Raw genomic sequence first — 21013 nt, 5'->3', positions numbered from 1 at the left:
TGAAAAATGTCTCTGATGGATATCCTGCGAGGGAACAGGAACAAAAGCGAATTCGAACAGATAATCGAGAAGCACGGCCGCGACGAGACGGTCAACTGTTTCGCCCGCCTCGTGATGCTCATGCTCGTCGACTACGACGACGTCGCGAAGTACCTGTGGCAGGAGGTCCGCGCCGCGGAATGCGCGGGCGGCTATCCCACGGAGTTCGCCGCGCGCATCCGCCGCACCCCTGAGTACCGCTTCTTCGTCACCGAGGACCACTACGAGATCGACGACTTCGACGGCGTCGACCTCATGAACCATATCTGCATGGAGCCGGGGAACATCGACTACCTGCGCCGCACGAACGGCAGGCTGCGCTGCGACATCGTCGAGAAGATTCTCCGCTCGTGCTTCATCATCGAACAGTCGAAGATGATGAACGGCGGCCGCATCCTGCTCGACCCGCTCGAGTACGGCGAGAAGCAGCAGGCGCTCGAGATGACCGGCACGGTCGTGCAGGATCATCCGAGGCTCGGCCGGCTCGTGCAGGCCGCCGCGGTCTACAACTGCAAACGCCACGGCCAGCTCTGACCCGGGCGCAGGCAGGACAGGAGAAACAGCGATGAAAAAGCGACGCGGCGGCATTTTTGACGACCTGATCAAGGGCGTCGGCACCGTCGCGGACGCCGCCGTCGGCACGGGCTGCGGGCTGCTGCGCGGCACGGCCCGCACGCTCGGCGACGCCGCCGACGTGGTCGAGAACCTCTCCGAGGGCCGGGCCCGCGAGGCGGGCGAGATCATCGGGCGCCGCATTGACGAGGCGCTGCCGGTGATGAGCGACGCCTGCGGGCGGGCGCGCGATGCCGCCCTCGGCATTGCCGACGGCGCCGTGACGGCTGTCAGGGAAAGCGGCCTGCTGCAGGACGCCTCCGAAGCGCTCTCCGAGGCCGGAATCTTCGCCGGAAAGCAGATCCGCCGGGCCGGCGAAATCGTCGACGACGTGATGCCGGCCGTCGGCGAGGTATGTGACAGGGCCGGCTCCCTCGCCAGGGATGCCGCGGAGAGCGCCGTGACGGGCGCCGGGTTCGCGAAGGACGTGGCGGTCGGCGCCGGCTGCGGCATCGTGCGCAACGCCGCCCGGACGCTTGAGGATGCCGCCGGCGTCGTCGAGAACCTCGCCCGCGGGGAGCCAGGCCATGCCGTGAAAATCGTCGGGCGCCGCATCGAGGGCGTGGCCTCCGGTCTCGGACACGCCTGCGGCAGCGCCGCCGACCTGACGGGCGACCTCGTGAAGCCCGGGAGGAAATTCGCCACCGACGGCAATGCGAGAAAGCTCGCCTCGATCCTCCCGCTCGGGGTGATGGCCTTCGGCGCGGGCACCGCGCTCGCGAACCTCCCCGACCTCACTGACCTGGCCGACACATCCGGCATCCCGCACATGCCCGACGCCGATCCGGAGGGCGTCGACACACTGGACCTCGCCGATGCCGGCGACGACGGGCTCCTCCCCGTCGGCATGGACGATGCCCTGGTCGGCATCGAGAACGGCGTCTTCACGGGCGGGGAGGAGGAACTCCTCCGCCTCATCGAGGCGGGCGAGATCGAGGGCACCGAGCACGTCGACGCCGAACTGGTGACGCGAAGCCCCGCGGTGCAGCAGGCCTTCCTCGAGGCGCACGGTCTCTCCGAGGTGCCCGACGGGTGCGAGGTCCACCACATCGTTCCGCTCTCCGAGGGCGGCGCGGACGCCCCCGCCAACATGGTGATCATCGACGCGGAACTGCACGACCGCATCACGGCCGCGCACCGCATCTTCTACGGCTGGCTCGGAGCCTGATCCCTGCGGTCAGACATCCCGGAAGCGTGACGAACGCCCGCCGGGACGGTGCACGGCGGCGGGATAGACCCGTTCATTTATTTTCGATGTGTTTTATCTTGCTCCCCGTCATAATAAAAGCATATCCAAAAGGCAAATATTGACTTTTATTTTAGGCATTATTTGACTATTTGACACCAAGGAGATTGCGCTGATATGATTCAACGCATTCCGCGACCGTCCCCGGAGCCGCAGAGCTCCGGGCTGCCGCGGCCGGCCGCAGGCTCCGGGAAGCCGGGACGGCGCACAGTGTCTCCCCGTGCCGCCGTCCGGGAAAATAATCCGGAGCCCGCGGCTCATTAATTCCCCGGTAAAAGTGAATCCCCTGACCGACCCTCAAGATGGAATACAAGACCAAAGATTTTCTTCTTCAGATCAATGAGGGAGCATTCACCGACACCACGGAATACGGGCACCTTTCAAAACGGCAGAAGCTCGACAGGAAATTCAATCTCTCCATCCTGCAGCACGACCTGATGCTGCTCGACGATGTCGCCGCTCACCGCGGGATCTCGCGGGCCGAGCTCCTCAACTCGATGCTCTACAACGCCTTCGTCTCGTCGCTCGAGGAGCTTCCCGCCGACGCACGGGCGTTCTTCGCCAAGCACGCCGACGAGAAGGTCACCTGGAACCGCAACACCGTGCCCTGGAGCGCGGACCTCTACGGCAGCGCAGGGCGGGAGCAGATGGAGCGGGAGCTCGAGGAAAAGCCGCATTCGCGCGAGTACCAGACGGTGCTGCGCGCCGTGACGGAAAGAGTGCCCGCGCGGGGGCCGCTGCCGCTCTCGAGCCAGACGAACCCGAGCCGCGTGCTCTACGTCTCCGTCCGGCCCGAGCCCAAGCTCTGCGCGATGCTCGAGCTCATCCAGATCATTGACCGGAGGTTTCTCGAGCGCGAGATCCCGGCGGAACTCAAAAAGATCATCCTCTCGTCGCCCGAGTTCATACCGCTCGTGGCCCGGACGACCGAGCGGATACTCGAGCGCTGCAAGCCCGACGCCAAGTCCGTGCTCGGTCAGCTGATCGCGAGGGGCGTGATCGGACTCGAGCCGGTCGGGCAGTGACGGGGCCGCGCGCGGAGGAGACGCCGGGCCGACGGCATTTTTGAAGAGAATCAGAGAAGAAGGGAGGCGCTCAAGCCATGTCTTTGCTCGACGTCCTGCGTGACGAACCCGTGTCCGAGCTCGAGCAGATGGTCGAAAAGTACGGTCTCGAGGACACCGTGGTGTTTCTCTCCCGCGTCGTGATGCTGCTGCTCACCGACAGCGAGGACGTGGCTCGGTTTCTCTTCCAGGAAGTCCGCGCCGCGGGCTGGGCCGAGGGCTACGCCGCGGAGTTCGCCGCGCGGATCAGAAAGAGCAGGGAGTACCGCTTCTTCGTGACGAAGTCGAGCTACAGAATAGAGGGCTGGGACGCCTGCGACCTTCTGAACGACATCTGCCGCACGGAGGGGAACCTCGAGTACATGCGGCGCACGGAAGGGCGGCTCCGCTGCGACGTCGTCGAGAGAATCCTGCATTCCTCATGGCTCTACGAGCGCTCCAAGGCCGAGAACGGCGGCCGGATCGTGCTCAGCCAGAGCCAGGCCGCGGAGGTGCTCGAGCGCCAGCGGGCGCTTGAGATGGTGGCGCCCGTCACGGCCGAGCACCCGAGGATTGGCGAACTCGTGCGCAGGGCGGCGACGATCAGCGCGGAACGCACCGGCAGCCGCCGGGAGGGAAGGGGAGTCGGCTGAAATATTATCCCGCCTTGTCAAATAATAATAAATAAAAATATTTTTGACACCTCCGAAGGCCGCCGATATCATTGAACACTCCTCAAAGCGCAGGCAGAAAGCGCCGTCCCCTCAAACAAAAGAACCGCCATGGCAAACGAACGAATCTACTGGGTCCGCACGTCTTATGAGGCCTTTGCAGAGGAGAAGGCCGTGCTCGAGCCTCCCCAGACGACCGGAAAGATCAACCTCAGGATCATCGAGGAGGATCTTGAACTCGTTGATGCACTGGCGAAGCACCGGGGGATCTCACGCGCAACGCTCCTCAACCATCTGCTTCACGACGGGCTCGTTCACCGGCTGCACCGCATGCCTGCGGACCAGCGCGCCTGGCTCATTCTCGCCGCGGACCGCGTTTTCCTCGGCCGCCCTGTCGACCGGCCCTGGGTCGACGACTTCTATGACGACGCGCGGGAAAAGGCCTGCGAGGAGATGGAGCAGGAGCCGCACTCGTACGAATACCTAAGGATGCTGGGCGAGATTCCGCCCGAGCCGCCGGCCGAGGTCCGCGCCTACATTGACCTGAAGGCGGTTGATCCCGTCTGGGAGTACGTCACGCTGCGCCCGGAGCCCAAGCTCCAGGTGATGCTGGAACTCCTCGAGAGCAAGGACGTCTACTGCAGCGTGCCCATCCTGATTCCCGAGGCGCTCAGGCGCTTCGCGCTCTCGAACGGGAAACATGCGTCCGTCCTTGAGGAACTGACGCGGAAGTTCCTCATCGCAGGCGGTCCCATCCTGATTCGGTCCTCGGAAGGCTTCTCGAGGACGGCGTCCTGACATACGACGTCATCGAAGCCCCTGACGAAGATGATCCCGAGGAGACGGACTGACCGGTCTCCGCGTCGGGAAGAGGCGGGGCGGAAGCTTCCGGCCGCGCTCCGGTTCGACTTTGGTCAAATATTTTCCATAACTATAGTCTAAAGTTGACTTTTATTTTAGGCAAAGTTTGACTATTTGACAGTTTTATTTATCGTCTATATGATTTGCGGAAATCACGCAGGGCGTGCAACTCGATCTGAAGCGAAGGAAAATGACCGCAACTCAGAAAATCTACACCGTGAGATCCGCGATCCCGGCCTTCGGTTCGGAGGAAACCGCCTTTGAACGCCCGGAGAGCGACGTCAAGTACAACCTGAAGATCATTGATCAGGATCTCGAGCTCATTGATGCGCTCGCCGGGAACGCGGGCACGTCGCGCTCCCAGCTCCTCAATCATCTGGTCTGGATGGCTCTGAGCGACAAGCTGCGCAGAATGCCCGCGGACCAGCGGGCCTGGCTCCTGATGACCGCGGATAGATCGGTCAGCTTCCGCCGCGTGGACACGCCCTGGGTCGCCGATTTCTACGATGAGCACGTGACCAGGGCCCGGGAGGACCGGGATCACGAGCCGCACTCCTACGAGTACCGCACGATGCTCGGACTCGAGCAGAAGCCCGTGGAGATCACCCGGTGCCACATCGACTTCAGCCTGCTGCCGAAATACGAGTACGTCACGCTGCGCCCGGAGCCGAAGCTGCGGGAAATGTTCCGGCTCTTCGAGAAGCATGACGTATGGCGAAAGGGCCTTCTGGAATGGGGAATCCGGGTGGCGTTGGAGCGCTTCGCGCTCTCGAACCGGGAGCACGCGTACCTGATCGAGGAACTGACGAGGAAGTTCCTCCCCGACGGGCCGCACCCCGACTCCGTGCTCGGCAGGCTCCTCAAGCGCGGCATCGTCAGGTACGACGTGATTGAGCTCGACGAATGACCGGCGCCCGGACGGCGACTGTTTCTCTCTGAATTGAAAGACATGATGACATCACTCCTCAGACGAGGGGCGGGGGCGCTCTGCGCTCTCCTCTCCCTCGGCCTCGCCATGATCACCGCGGGAAACGCCGCGGCGGAAACGCCCTGGGAGCGCCTTGCGCTGCCCGAGGGCGCCGTGATCGAGATCCCCGCGGACTTCCGGATCCTCTCCGAGAAGGAGGTGGCGGGGATCGCGTCCTACGCGGCCGGGGCGGCGCAGCGCCGTCAGACGCGCGACCCGCAGCGGCGGCTCCTCGTCGCGAACGCGGGCGAGCCCTCCTGGGCCGTCGTCCGGCTCTCCGTCTTTGACTCGAACCGCTGGAACCGGGAGGACCTGCTCAACGCGACGGAATCCGAGCTGCGCGACGTCCGGGACTACTACCTGGACTACCTCCCGAAGGCGCTCGTCCGGGGGCAGGCGAGGCTGCGCGAGGTCTACATGCCGCGGATCGTCACCATCGCCGGGCACCCGGCGCTTGAGATCACCTACCGCAGAAGCTCGCAGTTCGTCGTGAGCGACTGGCTCGTCCGGATGTACTCGATCGAGACCGGAGCGAAGAAGTTCCTTCTCACGATCTCCAATGACCTCTCCTCCGCCGACCGGATGGATCCCATTCTGAACCGGATCCTCTGGACGATTGAATTCAACTGAATCTCCTCTGTCGCTTCACTGCAGCAAACATGTAAAAATCACTCATCGCGACCACCCTCATCGCGAGACTCAGCCTCCACATTATCAATGCGACGGCACTGTTCACGCCGTCTCCGACCTCAGTTTCATCGAACCATAGGAAACACTGATGCTCGAAAAACCCAGAATAGGTGTCATTCATGGAAGATTCCAGGGCCTTCACAACGGCCATATGGAGTACCTGCTTGAGGGCAAGAAGAGATGCGAATGCCTTGTCATCGGCATTACCAATTACTTGCGGACTTTCAAGGACGAACGGATCAGCTCGATTGACTCTCACCGGCTGAACAGCGCCGACAATCCCTTCACCTACTTCGAGCGCGCCGAGATGATCCGTGAGGCTTTGCTTGAGGCAGGCGTCCCTCTCCCGGAGTTCCGCATCGTTCCGTTTCCAATTGAGGAGCCGGAGAAGATTTTCAACTTTGCCCCTCGCGACGCCGTCTACTACATGACGATTTATGACCAGTGGGGCAGGGAGAAACTGGATCGCCTCCGCAGTCTCGGACTCAATGTCGATGTGATGTGGACACGAGATCCCTCTCAGAAACCTATAAGTGGTTCACTCGTCCGGGACTCAATCATCCATAACCGGCCCTGGCGGCATATGGTGCCGCCGAGCGTCCATCGGTACATCACGGAAAACGGCCTCGACAAACGCATCACTGAACAGACTCATGACTGAATTAACCCTCCTCAACGATCCCTCCGTGACTGCGCCTGCCGATATCTACGGAGGAAAGGCACACTGGACCAACTGGCTGCTCAGACACGGATTCCACTGCCTTCCGAGTCTCTTCGTAAGATGCGGCATTCGGAAGAAAGACCATGCCCGGCTGCGTGCGGAACTCGAGAAGTATCTGCCGAAACTGGGCAGCAGCACGCTGGCCGTCCGCTCCTCGGGAATGATCGAGGACTCGGGAACAACCAGCAAGGCCGGCTGCTATGAGACGGTTCTCGGTGTCGCGCCGGAGACCGACGCTGTCTTCGCGGCCTGGGAAAAAGTCCTGGGCAGTGCCGAGAACCCGCTTGAAATGGGCTGCGTCATTCAGCCCATGGCCGACTGCGCAGCGTCCGGCGTGATCTTCTCGTCGAACCCAGTCAGCTTCTCGAAGCAGGAACTCGTGATCAACTACACCTCCGGAACGGGTGACGGTCTCGTAAGCGGCTCCGAGAGCGGCGCTGAAATCGTCCTCAGGAAAGCTGACCTCGGAACACTCACCGGACATCCGGCCTGGGTGCGGGAACTCGCCCTCTCAGCTGTGAGGATGGAAAGCGAACTCAACTGTCCCATGGACATCGAGTGGTGCACGGAGCGTGCCACGGGCGAACTCATCATCCTGCAGTGCCGGCCGGTCACATCGGTGCTCTTTCGTGAGGAGGGCGTCTTCAGGATCAGCGCCCCCGAGGACATTCCGGACCCCAGACTCAGAGGGCTCGACAAGGTGCATCTGCGCCTCAAGGCCCGCGAGGAATCCGTCGACGTGTCTCCGGCCTGGCTTGTATGCTGCAACTGCCGGACAGAGAAATTTCCTCTTGAGGAGACGATGTTCAGCATTGAACGCGGACCTTTCTGCCGGGGATACAACGCGGTCGTCATCATGCCGGCGCTCTCGGGCAGCAAAGTGAGGAGGTTCTTCGTCGGTGACCGTGCGAAGTTCGGAGAGACCGTCACCTGCAACCGCTACGGTGTCCGATCCTTTCCCAAGCACGACTCACTCTGGCAGGCTGCCCGCGCCTTCTACGAGTCGCTCAGGAACGAGAGCTGGGTCTGCGGCCTGATCATTCAGGAAATTTTTGATCCGAAATACACAGGCATCATCAAGTCCGTCGACGGTTCCATTCTCGTTGAGATCACCAAAGGGCACTTCGCCGCCAAGGGAATCGTGCCCTCGAGCTGCTACATCATCACTGGATTCGAAGTCACCGTGGTTCGGGAAGTGATGCAGACCAGCTATAAAAGAATCATCGAAGGACACGTCATTGACCAGGCATGCAATGAACGGGTATCGCTCCCCGCGGACGCCATCCTGTCAATCGCCGACTATTTCCGCAGCTTCATCCGTGAGAACTACGTCGTTGAATTCGGTGTGCTTGAGGAGGAGGGGGCTGTCCGGCCGTACCTCATCGACTACTCGCTCGATGTCTCCGACCGAAACATAACCGTTGACGACGTGCGCAACGGCGTCATCTCCCCTGGAACCGGGAGCGGCAGACTCCTGAAGCTTGAGGTGAACGATCTGCGTGGAATTGACGCGCACTTTCATGACGAGCTTGATGCCTCGGGAGTCAGCGGCAAGGGCGGGAAATACATCTGCTACGCGGAGAAGCCGAGCATTGAGCTCAAGGACTGGATCGGCCCCGACTGCGCCGGATTTGTGTTCGCGAGCGGAGCCTCGCTCTGCCACCTTGCGGTTCTCCTGAGAGAGCACAGCATTCCCGCAGTGACCGGAGTCGATGAGTTCGAACTGAACTTCGGCGCACATTACCGCCTCGACACCAGGCGTCCCGGCCCCGTCACAGCCAGACTCTCTGAGGTTGGAGACGATGATTTACTTTGACAACGCCGCCTCCGCCAGCCCCGATCCCGCGCTCTTCCGCGCCCGCCTCAACTCCCAGATCAATGTCTTCGGCAATCCCGCCGGCATTCATGAGGCGGGCGACAGAGCGAGGCAGCTGATCTGCAGGAGCAAGGACGCCATTCTGTCCGCGCTGAACCTCCCGGACAGCAAGGTCATCATGACAAGCAGCGCCACCGAGAGCAACAACCTCGCCATGCTCGGCCTCAGGGCCGGAGACCGGGACCTCTGCGTGGCGCTCGCCACCGATCACTCGTCGATTCTGGAGCCGATCGAGCAGCTCCGCCGCCGCGGCATGCGCACGAGAATCATTGACGTCGACCGGCACGGACAGCTCGACTTTGAGCAGATGGAGGCCGCAGTCGGGCCGCGCACGAGGATCGTCTCCTTCTGCCCGGTCAACAACGAAACAGGCGTGATCCAGAAAGACTGGGAGAAAACCGTTCGGCTTGCCCACAGACACGGCTGCCACGTCCACGGCGACATGGTGCAGGCCGTCGGCCACACCTCGGAGATCGACTTCAGCCTTTTCGACTCAATCACGTTTTCCGCCCACAAGCTGCACGGCCCCAAAGGCGTCGCCTGCCTCATCATCGGCAGGGACGCCGAGTTCTCGCCGCTTCTTCTCGGCGGGGAACAGGAATACGGCCTGAGGGGCGGCACGGAGGATCCTTCCGCAGCCTACGTGCTTTCACTTGCGCTGAAAAAGTCCCTGGAGGACGCAAGACTCGATCTTGTGCGGGGACTCAGGGAACGCCTCGTTGACAGGCTGAAGACAAGCATGCCCTTCATCAGATTCAACAGTCCTGCGGACGGAGTGCCCAACATCCTCAGCGTCACGATTCCAGGCTGCGACAGTGACACTGTCGTCCGAACCCTGAGCGTGCACGGAATCTGTGTCTCCGGCGCCTCCGCGTGCAGCAATCTCTCGGGCGGGGGCTCCCATGTCATCCGTGCCATGACCGGCTCCGCCGAAACCGCACGATCCACTGCCCGCATCTCGCTCTCCAAATTCAACACGGCTGAGGAATGCGACATCTTCACGGATACGCTGAGCAGGATCACCGCCTCAATGAGGAACTGACGATGGTCAACCGAATCTTCAATCTCCACTTCACCGATTTCTGCAACTTCAGCTGCCGGTTCTGTTTCGCGAAAAATGAGAAAAGGGCCCTGTCTCTCGATGAGGTCAGAACCGTCGTTGACAACATTGACGGCTACTTCCGCGAGAACGGCGTGACGGACGGCAAGATCAACATTGCCGGCGGCGAGCCGACCACATGCCGATATCTTCAGGAAATCATCGATTACATCGTCGGGAAGGGCATAACCGCCACCCTCATCACCAACGGCTTCATCCTCACCGAGCAGTTCATCGCCGCGAACCGCGGGAAGCTGCAGACGATCGGCCTCAGCATCGACTCGATATCTCCGAAGACAAATGCCGCCCTCGGCCGCTCGATACGCAGGAGAAGCGAGACACTCGAGTATGAGCGCCTCACCCGCATCTGCCGGGCGATCCGTGAGAACGGGATCCGGCTCAAGATCAATACCGTCGTGAGCAGGCTCAATATCCACGAGGACATCCTTCCGCTCCTGCGCGAGGTCAGGCCCGACAGAATCAAGTTTCTCCAGATGCTCCCGGTGAACGCCTTTGCGGAAAGTCTCGTCGTCTCCGACTCGGAGTTCGAGGAGTATCTCCAGAAGTACCGTGAATTTGACTACGTCGCGGAGTATTCCTCTGACATAGCCGGCGCCTACATGATCATTGACTCCGGTGGATTTGTATCGACAAACAACCTCCACCTCGACAAAAAGTACAGCGCGCTCCGGATGCCGATCAGAGACATCGTCAGTAACGTTGACTTCAACTTTGAAGGGGAAATGAAGCGCTATCAGTGACGACCACGTTCCCATGCGGATCCACGCCGGAACCCGGTCATTGCCTTCAGCCTCAAGACCCGCAGAGGCGGCCAGCCGCCGCTCTCCGTCCGACGGCTTAGGGGAATCCCCGCAGAGCTCCTCTTTTCGGATCCTTCGTTCGGCGAGCGGTTTGAGGTATTACTCGGACCCCGTCATTTCGTCCCCTTGCGGGTACGTCAGCACAGGCATAATGCCCGGACACACAGGCCGCCCGGCCGTCCCGGAGACAGCGGGCGGACCTGAATGAACCGCAGAATTTCAGACACCCGGACTTTCAACAGATTTGAGGAGTAATGTCATGGCCCATGTGAACCCCCCGTATCGTGCAGACGTCGTCGGCAGCTTCCTTCGCCCGAAGGAACTGCTTGAAGCCCGTGCCGCCTTTGCCAAGGGCGAGCTTGACCGTGCATCGCTCACGGCCCTCGAGGACAAGCTGATCGCCGACCTCGTCAAGAAGCAGACCGCCAACGGTCTCAAGGCCGTCACCGACGGCGAGTTCCGCCGCGCCTTCTGGCACCTCGACTTCCTCGCCGCGATCGGCGGCATCAAGCACGTCAAGGCCGAGGCCTGGTCGGTGCACTTCGAGGGCCATCAGCCGAAGGCCGAGACGATCGTCATCGTCGACCGCCTCCACTTCCCGAAGGATCATCCGTTCCTCGAGGCCTATGACCGCCTGAAGGCCATCGCCGGCGACACCCCGATCAAGTACACGATCCCGTCGCCCTCGATGCTCCACCTCATCTGCGCCGTGCGCGAGGCGAACTACAAGCCGACCGAGTTCTACGCGGCCAACCCCGACCAGCTCTTCGAGGACCTCGCCCAGACCTGGACCGACGCCATGCTCGCCCTCTACGAGCGCGGCTGCCGCTACCTGCAGTTTGACGACACGTCCTGGGGCGAGTTCTGCTCGCTCGAGAAGCGCGGCGCCTACGCCGCCCGCGGCATTGACGTCGACTGGGTCGCCCGCCGCTACTGCGAGGTGATCAACAAGGTCCTCGAGAAGAAGCCCGCCGACCTCACGGTCACGATCCACATCTGCCGCGGCAACTTCCGTTCGACCTGGTTCTCTTCGGGCGGCTACGAGCCCGTCGCCGAGATCCTCTTCGCGAACTGCAACGTCGACGGCTTCTTCCTTGAGTACGACAGCGACCGCGCCGGCACGTTCGAGCCGCTTCGCTTCATCAAGGACCAGACGGTCGTCCTCGGCCTCATCACCTCGAAGTTCCCCGAGCTCGAGAACAAGGCCGACGTCAAGGCCCGCATCGAGGAAGCCACGAAGTACGTCCCGCTCAACCAGCTCTGCCTCTCGCCGCAGTGCGGCTTCTCCTCGACCGAGGAAGGCAACATCATGACCGAGGAAGAGCAGTGGGCCAAGGTCCGCCTCGTGCGCGAGATCGCCGACGAGGTCTGGGGCGACAACTGATCGACGCCTTCCTTTCCCGCCCGGAGGCAAAGCAGTCCGAAGGGCAGGGGAGGGTGATCTGAATCCGACAGACGGGAGAGGTCCTCGCCGCAGGGTACCTCTCCCATTCTTTTGCCTTCTGCCGCAGGCATTCCCGCGGCGACACGCCTCGTCATCGAGCGCCGCCGCACCATGACGGCAAAATGAAAATTTGGTGAATTTTCTGTTCTCCGGGATTTCGATGCCACCGCCCGGGGCGCGGGCGCGCTAAAGTAGACAGGCTGAGGGCTCGATCATTGAAGACGCCCTCATGGAATCGGGCGGCCGGCATCATGGAATTGCCGCGAACCGCCTTTTCTGTGCTCATCACTCATCGTCATCCGCCTTTCCCTCACCCAAATGGCCGCCTTTCCGCTCCTGATGCCCGCCACGAAGCTTCCTCCGAAGCTCATCGTCTTTGATTTGGACAAAACCCTGATCGCGGGCAACTCCACGGTGCTCTGGACCGAGTGGCTCTATGAGAAGGGGATTGTGAAAGATCCGATCTACCGCCAGATCAACCGGGAGATGGAGCGCGACTACGCGGCCGGGACGCTCGACATCGCGGCCTACGAGCGCAAGCAGTCCGGGGCGTTCCGCAGACTCGACGAGGCGACGCTCACGAAACTCGTCTCCGAGTTCGTGAAAAAGCGCATCGCCCCCCTGGTCTACCCCGAGGCGAAGCAGTGGGTGAAGAACGCCGTCTCATCGGGCACCCCCACCTACGTGCTCTCGGCCTCGACCTCGTTCCTCGTCGCCCCGGTCGCCCGCATGCTCTTCGGCATCGAGAACGCCATCGGCATCGAGCTCGAGCGTGTCGACGGCTTCTTCACGGGCGAGATCGCAGGAATCCCCTCCTACGAGGAGGGCAAGGTCGAACGCCTTCAGGAGGTGCTCGCCATGCACGGGTTCGCCTTCGCCGACGTGCTCTTCTTCACGGACAGCCGCACGGACCTGCCGCTCGCCCGCGCCGCCGGCTTCACGTGCTGCGTCAATCCCGACCCGGTGCTCCTCGCCGAGGCCCGCCGCTCGGGCTGGCGCGTTCTCAAGTGGGAGCTCCCGCTGCGCACTCAGATCGCGCTCGGGCAGAAGGCCTGAGAAACCGGGATCGCCGGGACACCGATAAACCGTTCACCCTAGACTCTCAGGAAAAGCACCTAGGGGAAATTCATAGCCGCAAAAATGCACCGGAATGGGGATGTCTTTGCAAATTGATTCCCCCGTTCGGAGTAAGAAAGGGTATTCTTTCGGAACGCCTTCGCGGAACGTGCGGATTCCGAGCGCCAGATGCTCTCCGTGCGGTCCGGAGAAGAAGCGGAAAACCCGAAGCGCTTTCCCCCGCCGGGATGCGCAGGAGGCGACGGCGACATTCCTGTCCTGCACAGCCGCCTCTTCCTGCCCCCGGAGCCGCTTGACGACCGGTTTTCGCCAGCTGCGGCGCAGTCCTATTCCGTCAGAACCTTGAGGACCTGCGCCGTACCCGAACCTCATCCCCCAACAGAAGGGAAGAGCGGAGGGGCGATCGGTGTCCGTGGCTCACGGCCCGGAAGAGGAAGAGCTTCGTTCGTTCACCAGGGGCGGCCCCTTTGAAAACACCCGCCGCCCGAAGAATGGAGTCATTCCAAAATGACATACTCGTCCAGCCCGATGCGTCTGAACATTCAGACGGACCCCAATCCTTTCAAGCTCCTTACCCCGGGGCCCCTCACCACCTCGGTGACGGTGCGCGAGCAGATGCTGACGGATCGCTGCGCATGGGGCGAGGCTTACAAGGCTGAGGTGCAGGACATCCGAGCTAGGATCTTGGGGCTCGCACACGCGAGCCCAGACGCGTACGTGACCATCCTCATGCAGGGTTCGGGCACGTACGGCGTCGAGGCGGTCCTTTCCTCGGTTCCGGGCAAGGACGAAAAGGTGCTCGTTCTCGTGAACGGCGCCTACTCCGAGCGCATGTGCCAGATCCTGGCGCGCTACGGCATCAACTACGACCGCATCGACTGCCCGTACACCGAGTGGCCCGATGCGGAGAAGCTTGACGCCTACCTCACCGAGCACACCGACATCGACTATGTCGCGATGGTCCACAACGAGACCACGACCGGCATTCTCAACCCGATCGAGAACATCGCCCCGATCGTGAAGAAGCACGGCGCGAAGTTCATCGTCGACTGCGTGAGCTCCTTCGCGGCGGTGCCGATCGACTTCCCCGCGCTCGACATCGACTTCGCGGTGACGAGCTCGAACAAGTGCGTCCAGGGCGTCCCGGGCTTCTCCGTCGTGATCGCCAAGATCGAGTCCCTTGAGGCGACGAAGGGCAATGCCCGCACGCTCTCGCTCGACATCTACGACCAGTGGAAGGCCTTCGAGAAGACGAACGGCCGCTTCCGCTACACGTCGCCGACGCACGTTGTCGCGGCCTTCCATCAGGCCCTGATCGAGCTTGAGGCCGAGACGCCCGAGAAGCGCCTCGAGCGCTACAGGACCGTCAACCGCATGATCCGCGAGGGCATGAGCAAGATCGGCTTCCGCCCGTACCTCGACGAGAAGGTCCAGGGCCCGATCATCACGACCTTCCACGTGCTCTGCGAGCACTTCGACCTGCCGCATCTCTACAAGTGGATGGCCGAGCACGGCTACGAGCTCTTCCCGGGCTACCTGACGCCCGAGCCCACGGTCCGCGTCGGCAACATCGGCGAGCTCTATCCCGAGGACGCCGAGCGCATCGTCGCGCTCTTCGCGCAGTACGTCGCCGAGCGCCGCGCCGCCCGCGGCGCCGCCTGCTGCCACAACCAGCAGCAGTGATGCGGCTTGAGGCGGGGTTTGTCTGACGGAGCCCCGTCATAAGAACAGGATCAGACAACGGCCGCGAGCTTTCCGAAAAGCCGCGGCCGTTGTCATGTCAGAGATAAAATATCCTTTTCAAATTTCCGCCTTTTCCCTTTGCCGGCGGAAGACAGATCAGCAGAGAAGAGAGAAACCCGCGATGCACGAGACCGAATTCGCCTGGCGCCGCGCCACACGGGAGGACGTTCCCCTCATACTCGAATTCATACACCACCTTGCGCAGTACGAGCGCATGGACAACGAGGTGGTCGCCACCGAGGCGCTCCTCGAGGAGTGGCTCTTCGAGAAGAAGGTGGCCGAGGTGATCTTCGCCGTCGACGAGGAGAACGGCAACCGCGAGGTGGGCTTCGCGCTCTTCTTCCACAACTTCTCGACCTTCCTCGGCCGGGGCGGCATCTACCTCGAGGACCTCTTCGTGCACCCCGAGGCACGCGGCCGCGGATTCGGCAAGGGACTGCTCAGAACCCTCGCGAAGATCGCGATCGAGCGCGGCTGCGGGCGCCTCGACTGGTGCTGCCTCGACTGGAACGAGCCGAGCATCAATTTCTACCGCTCCGTGGGCGCGAAGCCCCTCGACGAGTGGACCACCTGGCGCCTCACGGGGGACACACTGAAGGAAGTCGCCCGAGGCTGAAGCCCCGGAACGCCCGGGAAAACTGAGCGCTCTTAACCGGGCGGCAAGCTCCGGCGGATATCCTTTGCTCGAAGCGGCAGGAGCAATGTCCTGCATCAGGCACGGAGGATTTCGCCCATGAAAATCATCGCCACCAGGAAGCGGGCGCTCTTCACGGCCGGCCGCAGCGCAATGAGCCGGAAGAAGGACGCCGGGCTGCCGCCGCGCCCGTACTGGAGCGCGGCCGACCGTGAAAAGTGGAGCAGCATCTCCATGGAGGAGCGGCGGGACGTCGTGCTGCGCGTCGCGAGGCAGCTCCTCGCCGGGATCGCCCGGGACACGGGCACCGGCATCTCCGGGCCGCAGGAGAGGTTCGGCGGGTGGCTCGGCACCGTGAACACCTCTTTCGCCTGCCGGATCGCGGACGGAGGCGACTTCGCCCGCGTCGCTCAGCTCATCTCGACCTACCTGCACCAGGACGCCGTCATGGCCGTGACCGACCGGTGCGCCCCCGGCATGCGCCCGGGAAGAATCATCCGCATTGAACTCCCCGCCGACAGCGGCCGCGGCCTCGTCGACGACCTCTACGTGAACTTCATCGACCGGGTGCGGGACGCCGCGGGGCGGCGGCTGATTCTCGGTCACGCGAGCGCCGGGGGCGTCATGACGATGACCGTGAGCACTGAGGACGAGGCGGCCGTGAGGGCGCAGCTTCCCGGGCTCGTCAAGGCGTTCGGCGAGGCGAGGAACATCGAGGAAATCAACATCGGCTTCGAGGATGCCTTCACGGGCTTCCTCGGCCCCCTGGAGGGAAGAGAGAATGACAACCGTGCGGATTCTGGAAGGCGAGGCGTCGGAGAAGCACTTCGGACCACTGGGCACGACCCTCATCTTCAGCGGCGGACCGATGCTCTCTTCAGAAGAGAACTTGCGAGCGTCCTCCGCCGTCGCGCAGCGCTCACTCAGGCCGGAGACGAGCGCCAGGGCTGAAAAGCCGCAGCCGCCGGCGCGCCCCGCGGAAATGCACGGACCCGGTCAGGAGCCCTGAACGAGAGCGGGCGGCCTCCCCGGTGGAAGAGCCGCCCGTCCGGATCCCGGCCGAGGCCGGCATTACTTCTGGAGCGTGAAGATCGACCGGATCTCGTCGTCCGTGAGGTCGCCGATCCAGGATTCGCCGACGCCCACGGCGAGGTCCGCGAGCTCGCGCTTTTTCTTCAGCATCTCGTTCACCTTCTCCTCGAAGGTGCCCGCGGTGATGAAGCGGTAGACGATCACGTCACGGCGCTGGCCGATTCGCCAGGCGCGGTCGGAGGCCTGGTCCTCGACGGCCGGGTTCCACCAGAGGTCGTAGTGGATCACCGCCGAGGCGGCCGTGAGGTTGAGACCCGTGCCGCCCGCCTTGAGGGAGAGCACGAAGACCTCGGCCTCGGGATCGTTCTGGAACTCGTCGACCATCTCCATGCGCTTCGCGGCGGGGACGCCGCCGTGCAGGAACGCCGGCCGGCGCTTCATCTCCTTCTCGATCCACTCGACGAGGCGCTCGCCCATCTCGCGGAACTGCGTGAAGATGAGCGCCTTCCTGCCCGATTCGCGGCAGCGGTGCAGGAGCTCCATCAGGGCCTGGGCCTTGCCGGAGTCGGGTTCGTCCGCCCGTTCCTTCATGAACTGCGACGGGGAATTGCAGATCTGCTTCAGGTGCAGGATCATGCGCAGGATCTGGCCGCGGCGGTTGAGCCTCGCCTGGGCGGCGTTGCGCTTCCGACCCTTCTCGTCCCAGCTGTCCGCCTCGGCCTCGAGATTCTCGAGCGACTCCATGTTCTCGTTGAGGCACGCCTCGTAGAGCGCCACCTGACGCGGCGTCAGGGTGGTGTAGTAGTCGACGGCGTTCTTCTCGGGCAGCTCGTCGAGGATGTTCGGATCGGTCTTCACGCGGCGCAGCAGGAAGGGCGCGGTGATCTTTCTGAAGCGGTCGATCGCGGCGCGGTCGCGGTGCTCCTCGATGGGAACCACGAACTCGCGGTTGAACTCGGCCGTCGTGCCGAGAAGCCCCGGCTCGAGAATCGAGAAGATGGACCAGTACTCGGAGAGCCTGTTCTCGACCGGCGTGCCGGTGAGGGCGATGACGGCGTCCGCGGGGAACTCCGCGGCGGCGCGGGCCTGACCGGTCTTGGCGTTCTTCACGGCCTGGGCCTCGTCGAGCACGAGGAGCCTGTACTTCTCCTTCGCGAGCTTCGCGAGATCGCGCTTCAGCAGCCCGTACGAGGTGATGAGCACGTCGGGGCGGTCCTTGCCCGTCCCGAGATCGCGCTCCTTGCCGTGGTGGATGCGCGTGGTGAGGTCCGGCGCGAAGCGGGTGATCTCGCGCTGCCAGTTGACGAGGAGCGAAGCGGGCGCGGCGATGATGATCCTGCCCTCGTCGAGGAGCCCGCGGTTCTTGAGCTCCACGGCGGCGGCGATCACCTGAACTGTCTTGCCGAGGCCCATGTCATCGGCGAGCAGCGACCCGAGGCCCAGAAGAACGTTCTGCACGAGCCAGGAGAAGCCGCGCACCTGATACGGGCGCAGCACGGCCTCGAGTCCCCCGGGGGAGGGGAGTTCCTTCACGACCGCGGATTTCCGGATCTGCTCGAGGAGCGAGTCCGTCGCCTCGACGCGCTTGCCGTTCAGGTCGCCGGAGAGGAGCGCGCGCAGTTTCTCCCACTTGGAGAGCGGCTTGCTCTGGGCGGCCATCCACTCGTGCACGAGCTTGTCGAGATCGGCGCGGGTCATGTGGAAGAAGCTGCTCCCGGAGCTGATGAGCTCGCCCTCGGCGTCGATGCGCTTTCTGAGCTCATCGATCGTCAGGCGCTCCTCACCCACGGCGATCTCCCAGCGGAAATCGGCGAGCGCCGCGGCATTGAGCATGCCCTGCGTGGCAAGGCGCTTTCCGCGGCGGGGCTGCGCGGGCTGCGGCGTGTCGGTCGCCGTCAGGACGAGCTTCGGACGCTCGATGTTCTGCAGCGTCGCGGGCAGATGGATCTGGATGCCCATGGCATTGAGCACGGGCGCGGTCCTGAAGAGGAAATGGTCCCAGAGGCTCCTCGGGAGCCAGACGGGGTTGGTGTAGCTGCGGCCGAAATCCGTGAAGAGCGGGTGCGCCGCGAGCATGAGCTGAAGCGCCGCATGCACGCGGTGGTCCGGGTCGCCGTACGCCCCGGCCTTCTCCTCCCACTCCTCGAGGGTGACCAGGCCCGCCTCGCGGAGGGTCCGGCGCTGCGCCCGGGCCTCGGGGCTGTCGCCCTCGATTTTCCTGGCCTCCTCGTCGACGGCGCGCGGCAGGAGCCTCGCCTCGAGGCGCAGCGACCCCTGCTCGAGCTCGCCGAAGAGATAGACGCGGCAGGGCAGGGTCATCGTCGTGATCGGGAGCGCGAGGAACCCGGCGAAGACGCGCACGAGGTCGTCGCAGACGGAGTTCTCCGGCGAGAAGCCCTCGCCCGTGAGCGTGTTGCGCACGCGGCGGCCGATCAGGCGGCGCGTAACCTCGCGGTTCTTCGTCGACGTCGAGCGCACGAACTCCGTGATGATGAGCGTGATGGCCCACAGCGCGGCGGCGCGGGACTTCTGCGACGCGGTGACGCCGTCGCCGCTCCCCGAGACGTTGAAGCCCTGGAAGAGCGACGAGCGCTCGAGCGGCAGCATGCCGTCGGTGAGCGCGAACACCTCCGAGAGCAGAGGGCTCACGCCGGGCGAATGAACGGCCGGCATCCAGTAGCAGCGAAGACCGGCCTCGCGCTGCTCGGTCGCCTCGGGCGGCAGCAGCGCCGGAACGGGAATCACCGCGCCGGCGGCGAGTATCTCGGCCGCGGCGAGCGTGAGCGTGTGCCAGACGGCGAACTCGGGATGCATCGGCAGGAGTTCGCGGCGGGTCACGGCCAGGATCGAGTGCAGGAAGCCCTCGGGCGTGACGTGGAGCGTGCGCGGCATGCGCTCGCCCTCGATCATCTTGACGAGCGCAAACGCGAGGCGGCGCGTACCGTAGACGCCGGCGGCGAGACGGAGCCGCGACGGATCCATCTTTCCGTAGACCTCGGCCTCGGTCTCGAGGAACTTCACCCACTTCGTGTTGGCGGTGACCGCGGGCGTGCGGTCCTGGCGCTGCTCGCGGCGGTCGAGCGCGGAAATCGCCTCGTAGGCGCTGTGCATGGCCGCGCGCAGGATCGTGAGCGTGACGTCGTACGCCTCGGCGTCGCCGAAGGCGCACCAGGAACCCCTGGCATGCAAGGGCGAGAGACCGGAGACGGGAAGCGTCTCCGCGAGCGACGAGCCCATGGTCGCGGGCGAGGTCGGACGCCAGACCTTGAGGCGCTGCACGGCGCCCTCGGCGTCCATCTCCCCGGCCTTCATCACGGGGATGCGCGCGGCGAGATCGCAGCAGACCTGCTCGATCGGAGCGAGCCTGAAGTTGATGTCCTGGGGCTTCTCGGCCTCGGGAGCCTCGGCCGCGCGGGCGGCATCCTCGCGGGCGAGGGCGTCGAGCGACCGCTCGTGGGCCTCCTCGGCCTCGGCGCGGTCACGGCGGCGCACGGCGTCGGCGAAGTCGAGTCCGATGAAGCGGAACCACTTGGCCGGCTCCTGCTCGACCTCGTCGAGAAACGCCGTGAGCAGCAGCGCGCATTCGCTCGACATCATCCCCGGGTCGAACTCGATCTCGCCGGGGTTGCGCATGAACACATTCTCACCGGACTCGCGGATCGCATCGGCGAGCGCGGGGGGATAGTCGCCGTCGCGCATGCAGTCAATGAGGCCGGGGAATTTCTCCGCGGCCTCCATGATGCCCGTGAGGGACGGCGTCGCCCCGGGGTAGAAATGCAGCGCGAGCGAGTAGGGCTGCCCGCGGGAGTTCTTCAGCGTCAGGCGCACCGTCCGGGTCGTGCGGTCCCAGACGAGCCCGCTGTGCTTCAGGGAGTGCAGACGCTCCTGTGCCGCAATCCAGATGCCCGGGGAGGTGTACTGCGGGAACCGTTCCGTGAACGTCTCAATCCATTCCCGGCTCTCCCAGCTGTAACCGATCGTGCTCAAGCTCGCCATTGCGTCAGAAGCCTCTGTATTTCCTTGTTTTACATGAACTCCCGGATATTTTTGTGACCCAGAGAAGGGCCTCAGCGACGTATCCGAGAGGCAAAGGCCCGATTTTACCTCAGAAGATGCGTGACGAATGAAACAAAAGGATTCTTTATTTGGCAGGCATTGAGGGACCATGCCGCAGGCCGCCCTCGGCCGGGGTTCCGTCAGTGGTGACACCGGGACGGCATGGCGCAGGAGAGGCGCCGGTGACGGTCTCTCTCAGACGGTAGAGAGAAAAGGACAATCATTGCGGAGATACGGACTACGGCCCGCGGCCGCGCGGGCTCTATTCTCTCCCCAAGGCAACCGATGCCCTTCGGAAACTCATTCGCAAAACGCATCAATACAAAGGAGCAATCATCATGACGTCCCGCTTCAAGATCGCCGCCGCCGTCGCCGCCCTCG

Annotated in this window: 17 protein-coding genes; 16 read left to right on the top strand and 1 reads right to left on the bottom strand. The window is 63.5% G+C overall.

The features are described from left to right. Positions 1 to 15 precede the first annotated feature (15 nt). The 16 genes from Q4F91_RS08340 to Q4F91_RS08265 all read left to right on the top strand — a co-directional run bounded on the left by Q4F91_RS08340 (position 16) and on the right by Q4F91_RS08265 (position 16495). The gene (locus Q4F91_RS08340; protein WP_303336616.1) at positions 16 to 573 is read left to right on the top strand and encodes a hypothetical protein; all 558 of its coding nucleotides are present in this window, start codon (positions 16 to 18) and stop codon (positions 571 to 573) included. A gap of 31 nt (positions 574 to 604) precedes the next feature. After that, positions 605 to 1819, top strand: a complete 1215-nt coding sequence (locus Q4F91_RS08335; protein WP_303336615.1) for an HNH endonuclease signature motif containing protein — start codon at positions 605 to 607, stop codon at positions 1817 to 1819. 380 nt (positions 1820 to 2199) lie between these two features. Further along, complete coding sequence (locus Q4F91_RS08330) at positions 2200 to 2922, top strand: hypothetical protein (RefSeq protein WP_303336613.1); 723 nt, start codon at positions 2200 to 2202, stop codon at positions 2920 to 2922. 77 nt (positions 2923 to 2999) lie between these two features. After that, the gene (locus Q4F91_RS08325) at positions 3000 to 3593 is read left to right on the top strand and encodes a hypothetical protein (RefSeq protein ID WP_303336611.1); all 594 of its coding nucleotides are present in this window, start codon (positions 3000 to 3002) and stop codon (positions 3591 to 3593) included. Between the two features lie 129 nt (positions 3594 to 3722). Continuing rightward, the gene (locus tag Q4F91_RS08320) at positions 3723 to 4409 is read left to right on the top strand and encodes a hypothetical protein (protein ID WP_303336609.1); all 687 of its coding nucleotides are present in this window, start codon (positions 3723 to 3725) and stop codon (positions 4407 to 4409) included. A 253-nt stretch (positions 4410 to 4662) separates the two neighbouring features. Further along, positions 4663 to 5379 carry a hypothetical protein gene (locus Q4F91_RS08315; RefSeq protein WP_303336596.1) on the top strand — a complete coding sequence of 239 codons (717 nt, stop codon included), beginning with the start codon at positions 4663 to 4665 and terminating at the stop codon, positions 5377 to 5379. Positions 5380 to 5421: 42 nt separating this feature from the next. Beyond that, positions 5422 to 6069: a hypothetical protein gene (locus tag Q4F91_RS08310; RefSeq protein WP_303336595.1), complete on the top strand. Its 648-nt coding sequence runs from the start codon at positions 5422 to 5424 to the stop codon at positions 6067 to 6069. Between the two features lie 148 nt (positions 6070 to 6217). Then, positions 6218 to 6790, top strand: coding sequence for an adenylyltransferase/cytidyltransferase family protein (locus Q4F91_RS08305; RefSeq protein WP_303336594.1), 573 nt, complete (start codon positions 6218 to 6220; stop codon positions 6788 to 6790). A 25-nt stretch (positions 6791 to 6815) separates the two neighbouring features. Further along, a complete protein-coding gene (locus Q4F91_RS08300; RefSeq protein WP_303336593.1) occupies positions 6816 to 8666 on the top strand; it encodes a PEP/pyruvate-binding domain-containing protein in 1851 nt (616 codons plus the stop codon). Then, complete coding sequence (locus Q4F91_RS08295; protein ID WP_303336592.1) at positions 8653 to 9768, top strand: cysteine desulfurase family protein; 1116 nt, start codon at positions 8653 to 8655, stop codon at positions 9766 to 9768. Before Q4F91_RS08300 ends, Q4F91_RS08295 begins: the two co-directional genes overlap by 14 nt. 2 nt (positions 9769 to 9770) lie before the next feature. Continuing rightward, positions 9771 to 10586, top strand: a complete 816-nt coding sequence (locus Q4F91_RS08290; RefSeq protein WP_303336591.1) for a viperin family antiviral radical SAM protein — start codon at positions 9771 to 9773, stop codon at positions 10584 to 10586. Between the two features lie 319 nt (positions 10587 to 10905). Next, entirely contained in the window at positions 10906 to 12030 is a 1125-nt protein-coding gene (locus Q4F91_RS08285) for a 5-methyltetrahydropteroyltriglutamate--homocysteine S-methyltransferase (RefSeq protein ID WP_303336590.1), read from the top strand. A gap of 378 nt (positions 12031 to 12408) precedes the next feature. Next, on the top strand, positions 12409 to 13146 hold the full coding sequence (locus Q4F91_RS08280; protein ID WP_303336589.1) for an HAD family phosphatase: 738 nt from the start codon (positions 12409 to 12411) through the stop codon (positions 13144 to 13146). Between the two features lie 528 nt (positions 13147 to 13674). Next, positions 13675 to 14850 (top strand): 2-aminoethylphosphonate--pyruvate transaminase, encoded by a 1176-nt coding sequence (gene phnW, locus Q4F91_RS08275; protein WP_303336588.1) that lies wholly within the window; start codon positions 13675 to 13677, stop codon positions 14848 to 14850. Positions 14851 to 15031: 181 nt separating this feature from the next. Further along, positions 15032 to 15526, top strand: coding sequence for a GNAT family N-acetyltransferase (locus tag Q4F91_RS08270; protein ID WP_303336587.1), 495 nt, complete (start codon positions 15032 to 15034; stop codon positions 15524 to 15526). Positions 15527 to 15643: 117 nt separating this feature from the next. Continuing rightward, positions 15644 to 16495 (top strand): hypothetical protein, encoded by an 852-nt coding sequence (locus Q4F91_RS08265; RefSeq protein WP_303336586.1) that lies wholly within the window; start codon positions 15644 to 15646, stop codon positions 16493 to 16495. 120 nt (positions 16496 to 16615) lie between these two features. Here Q4F91_RS08265 and Q4F91_RS08260 read toward each other — a convergent pair whose 3' ends face one another. Then, the gene (locus Q4F91_RS08260; RefSeq protein WP_303336585.1) at positions 16616 to 20572 is read right to left on the bottom strand and encodes a DEAD/DEAH box helicase; all 3957 of its coding nucleotides are present in this window, start codon (positions 20570 to 20572) and stop codon (positions 16616 to 16618) included. Between the last annotated feature and the right edge of the window lie 441 nt (positions 20573 to 21013).

The organism is Sutterella sp. (genome assembly GCF_030539355.1).
Classification (GTDB): domain Bacteria; phylum Pseudomonadota; class Gammaproteobacteria; order Burkholderiales; family Burkholderiaceae_F; genus Sutterella.
The sequence above is the reverse complement of the archived record's forward strand: the minus strand, read 5'-3'. Positions and strand labels throughout refer to the sequence as shown.

What these genes read in the sequence shown, in the direction of transcription:
- Q4F91_RS08340 (WP_303336616.1), top strand. Translation starts at nt 16, where the DNA reads ATGGATATCCTGCGAGGGAACAGGAACAAAAGCGAATTCGAACAGATA.
- Q4F91_RS08335 (WP_303336615.1), top strand. Translation starts at nt 605, where the DNA reads ATGAAAAAGCGACGCGGCGGCATTTTTGACGACCTGATCAAGGGCGTC.
- Q4F91_RS08330 (WP_303336613.1), top strand. Translation starts at nt 2,200, where the DNA reads ATGGAATACAAGACCAAAGATTTTCTTCTTCAGATCAATGAGGGAGCA.
- Q4F91_RS08325 (WP_303336611.1), top strand. Translation starts at nt 3,000, where the DNA reads ATGTCTTTGCTCGACGTCCTGCGTGACGAACCCGTGTCCGAGCTCGAG.
- Q4F91_RS08320 (WP_303336609.1), top strand. Translation starts at nt 3,723, where the DNA reads ATGGCAAACGAACGAATCTACTGGGTCCGCACGTCTTATGAGGCCTTT.
- Q4F91_RS08315 (WP_303336596.1), top strand. Translation starts at nt 4,663, where the DNA reads ATGACCGCAACTCAGAAAATCTACACCGTGAGATCCGCGATCCCGGCC.
- Q4F91_RS08310 (WP_303336595.1), top strand. Translation starts at nt 5,422, where the DNA reads ATGATGACATCACTCCTCAGACGAGGGGCGGGGGCGCTCTGCGCTCTC.
- Q4F91_RS08305 (WP_303336594.1), top strand. Translation starts at nt 6,218, where the DNA reads ATGCTCGAAAAACCCAGAATAGGTGTCATTCATGGAAGATTCCAGGGC.
- Q4F91_RS08295 (WP_303336592.1), top strand. Translation starts at nt 8,653, where the DNA reads ATGATTTACTTTGACAACGCCGCCTCCGCCAGCCCCGATCCCGCGCTC.
- Q4F91_RS08290 (WP_303336591.1), top strand. Translation starts at nt 9,771, where the DNA reads ATGGTCAACCGAATCTTCAATCTCCACTTCACCGATTTCTGCAACTTC.
- Q4F91_RS08285 (WP_303336590.1), top strand. Translation starts at nt 10,906, where the DNA reads ATGGCCCATGTGAACCCCCCGTATCGTGCAGACGTCGTCGGCAGCTTC.
- Q4F91_RS08280 (WP_303336589.1), top strand. Translation starts at nt 12,409, where the DNA reads ATGGCCGCCTTTCCGCTCCTGATGCCCGCCACGAAGCTTCCTCCGAAG.
- phnW (WP_303336588.1), top strand. Translation starts at nt 13,675, where the DNA reads ATGACATACTCGTCCAGCCCGATGCGTCTGAACATTCAGACGGACCCC.
- Q4F91_RS08270 (WP_303336587.1), top strand. Translation starts at nt 15,032, where the DNA reads ATGCACGAGACCGAATTCGCCTGGCGCCGCGCCACACGGGAGGACGTT.
- Q4F91_RS08265 (WP_303336586.1), top strand. Translation starts at nt 15,644, where the DNA reads ATGAAAATCATCGCCACCAGGAAGCGGGCGCTCTTCACGGCCGGCCGC.
- Q4F91_RS08260 (WP_303336585.1), bottom strand. Translation starts at nt 20,572, where the DNA reads ATGGCGAGCTTGAGCACGATCGGTTACAGCTGGGAGAGCCGGGAATGG.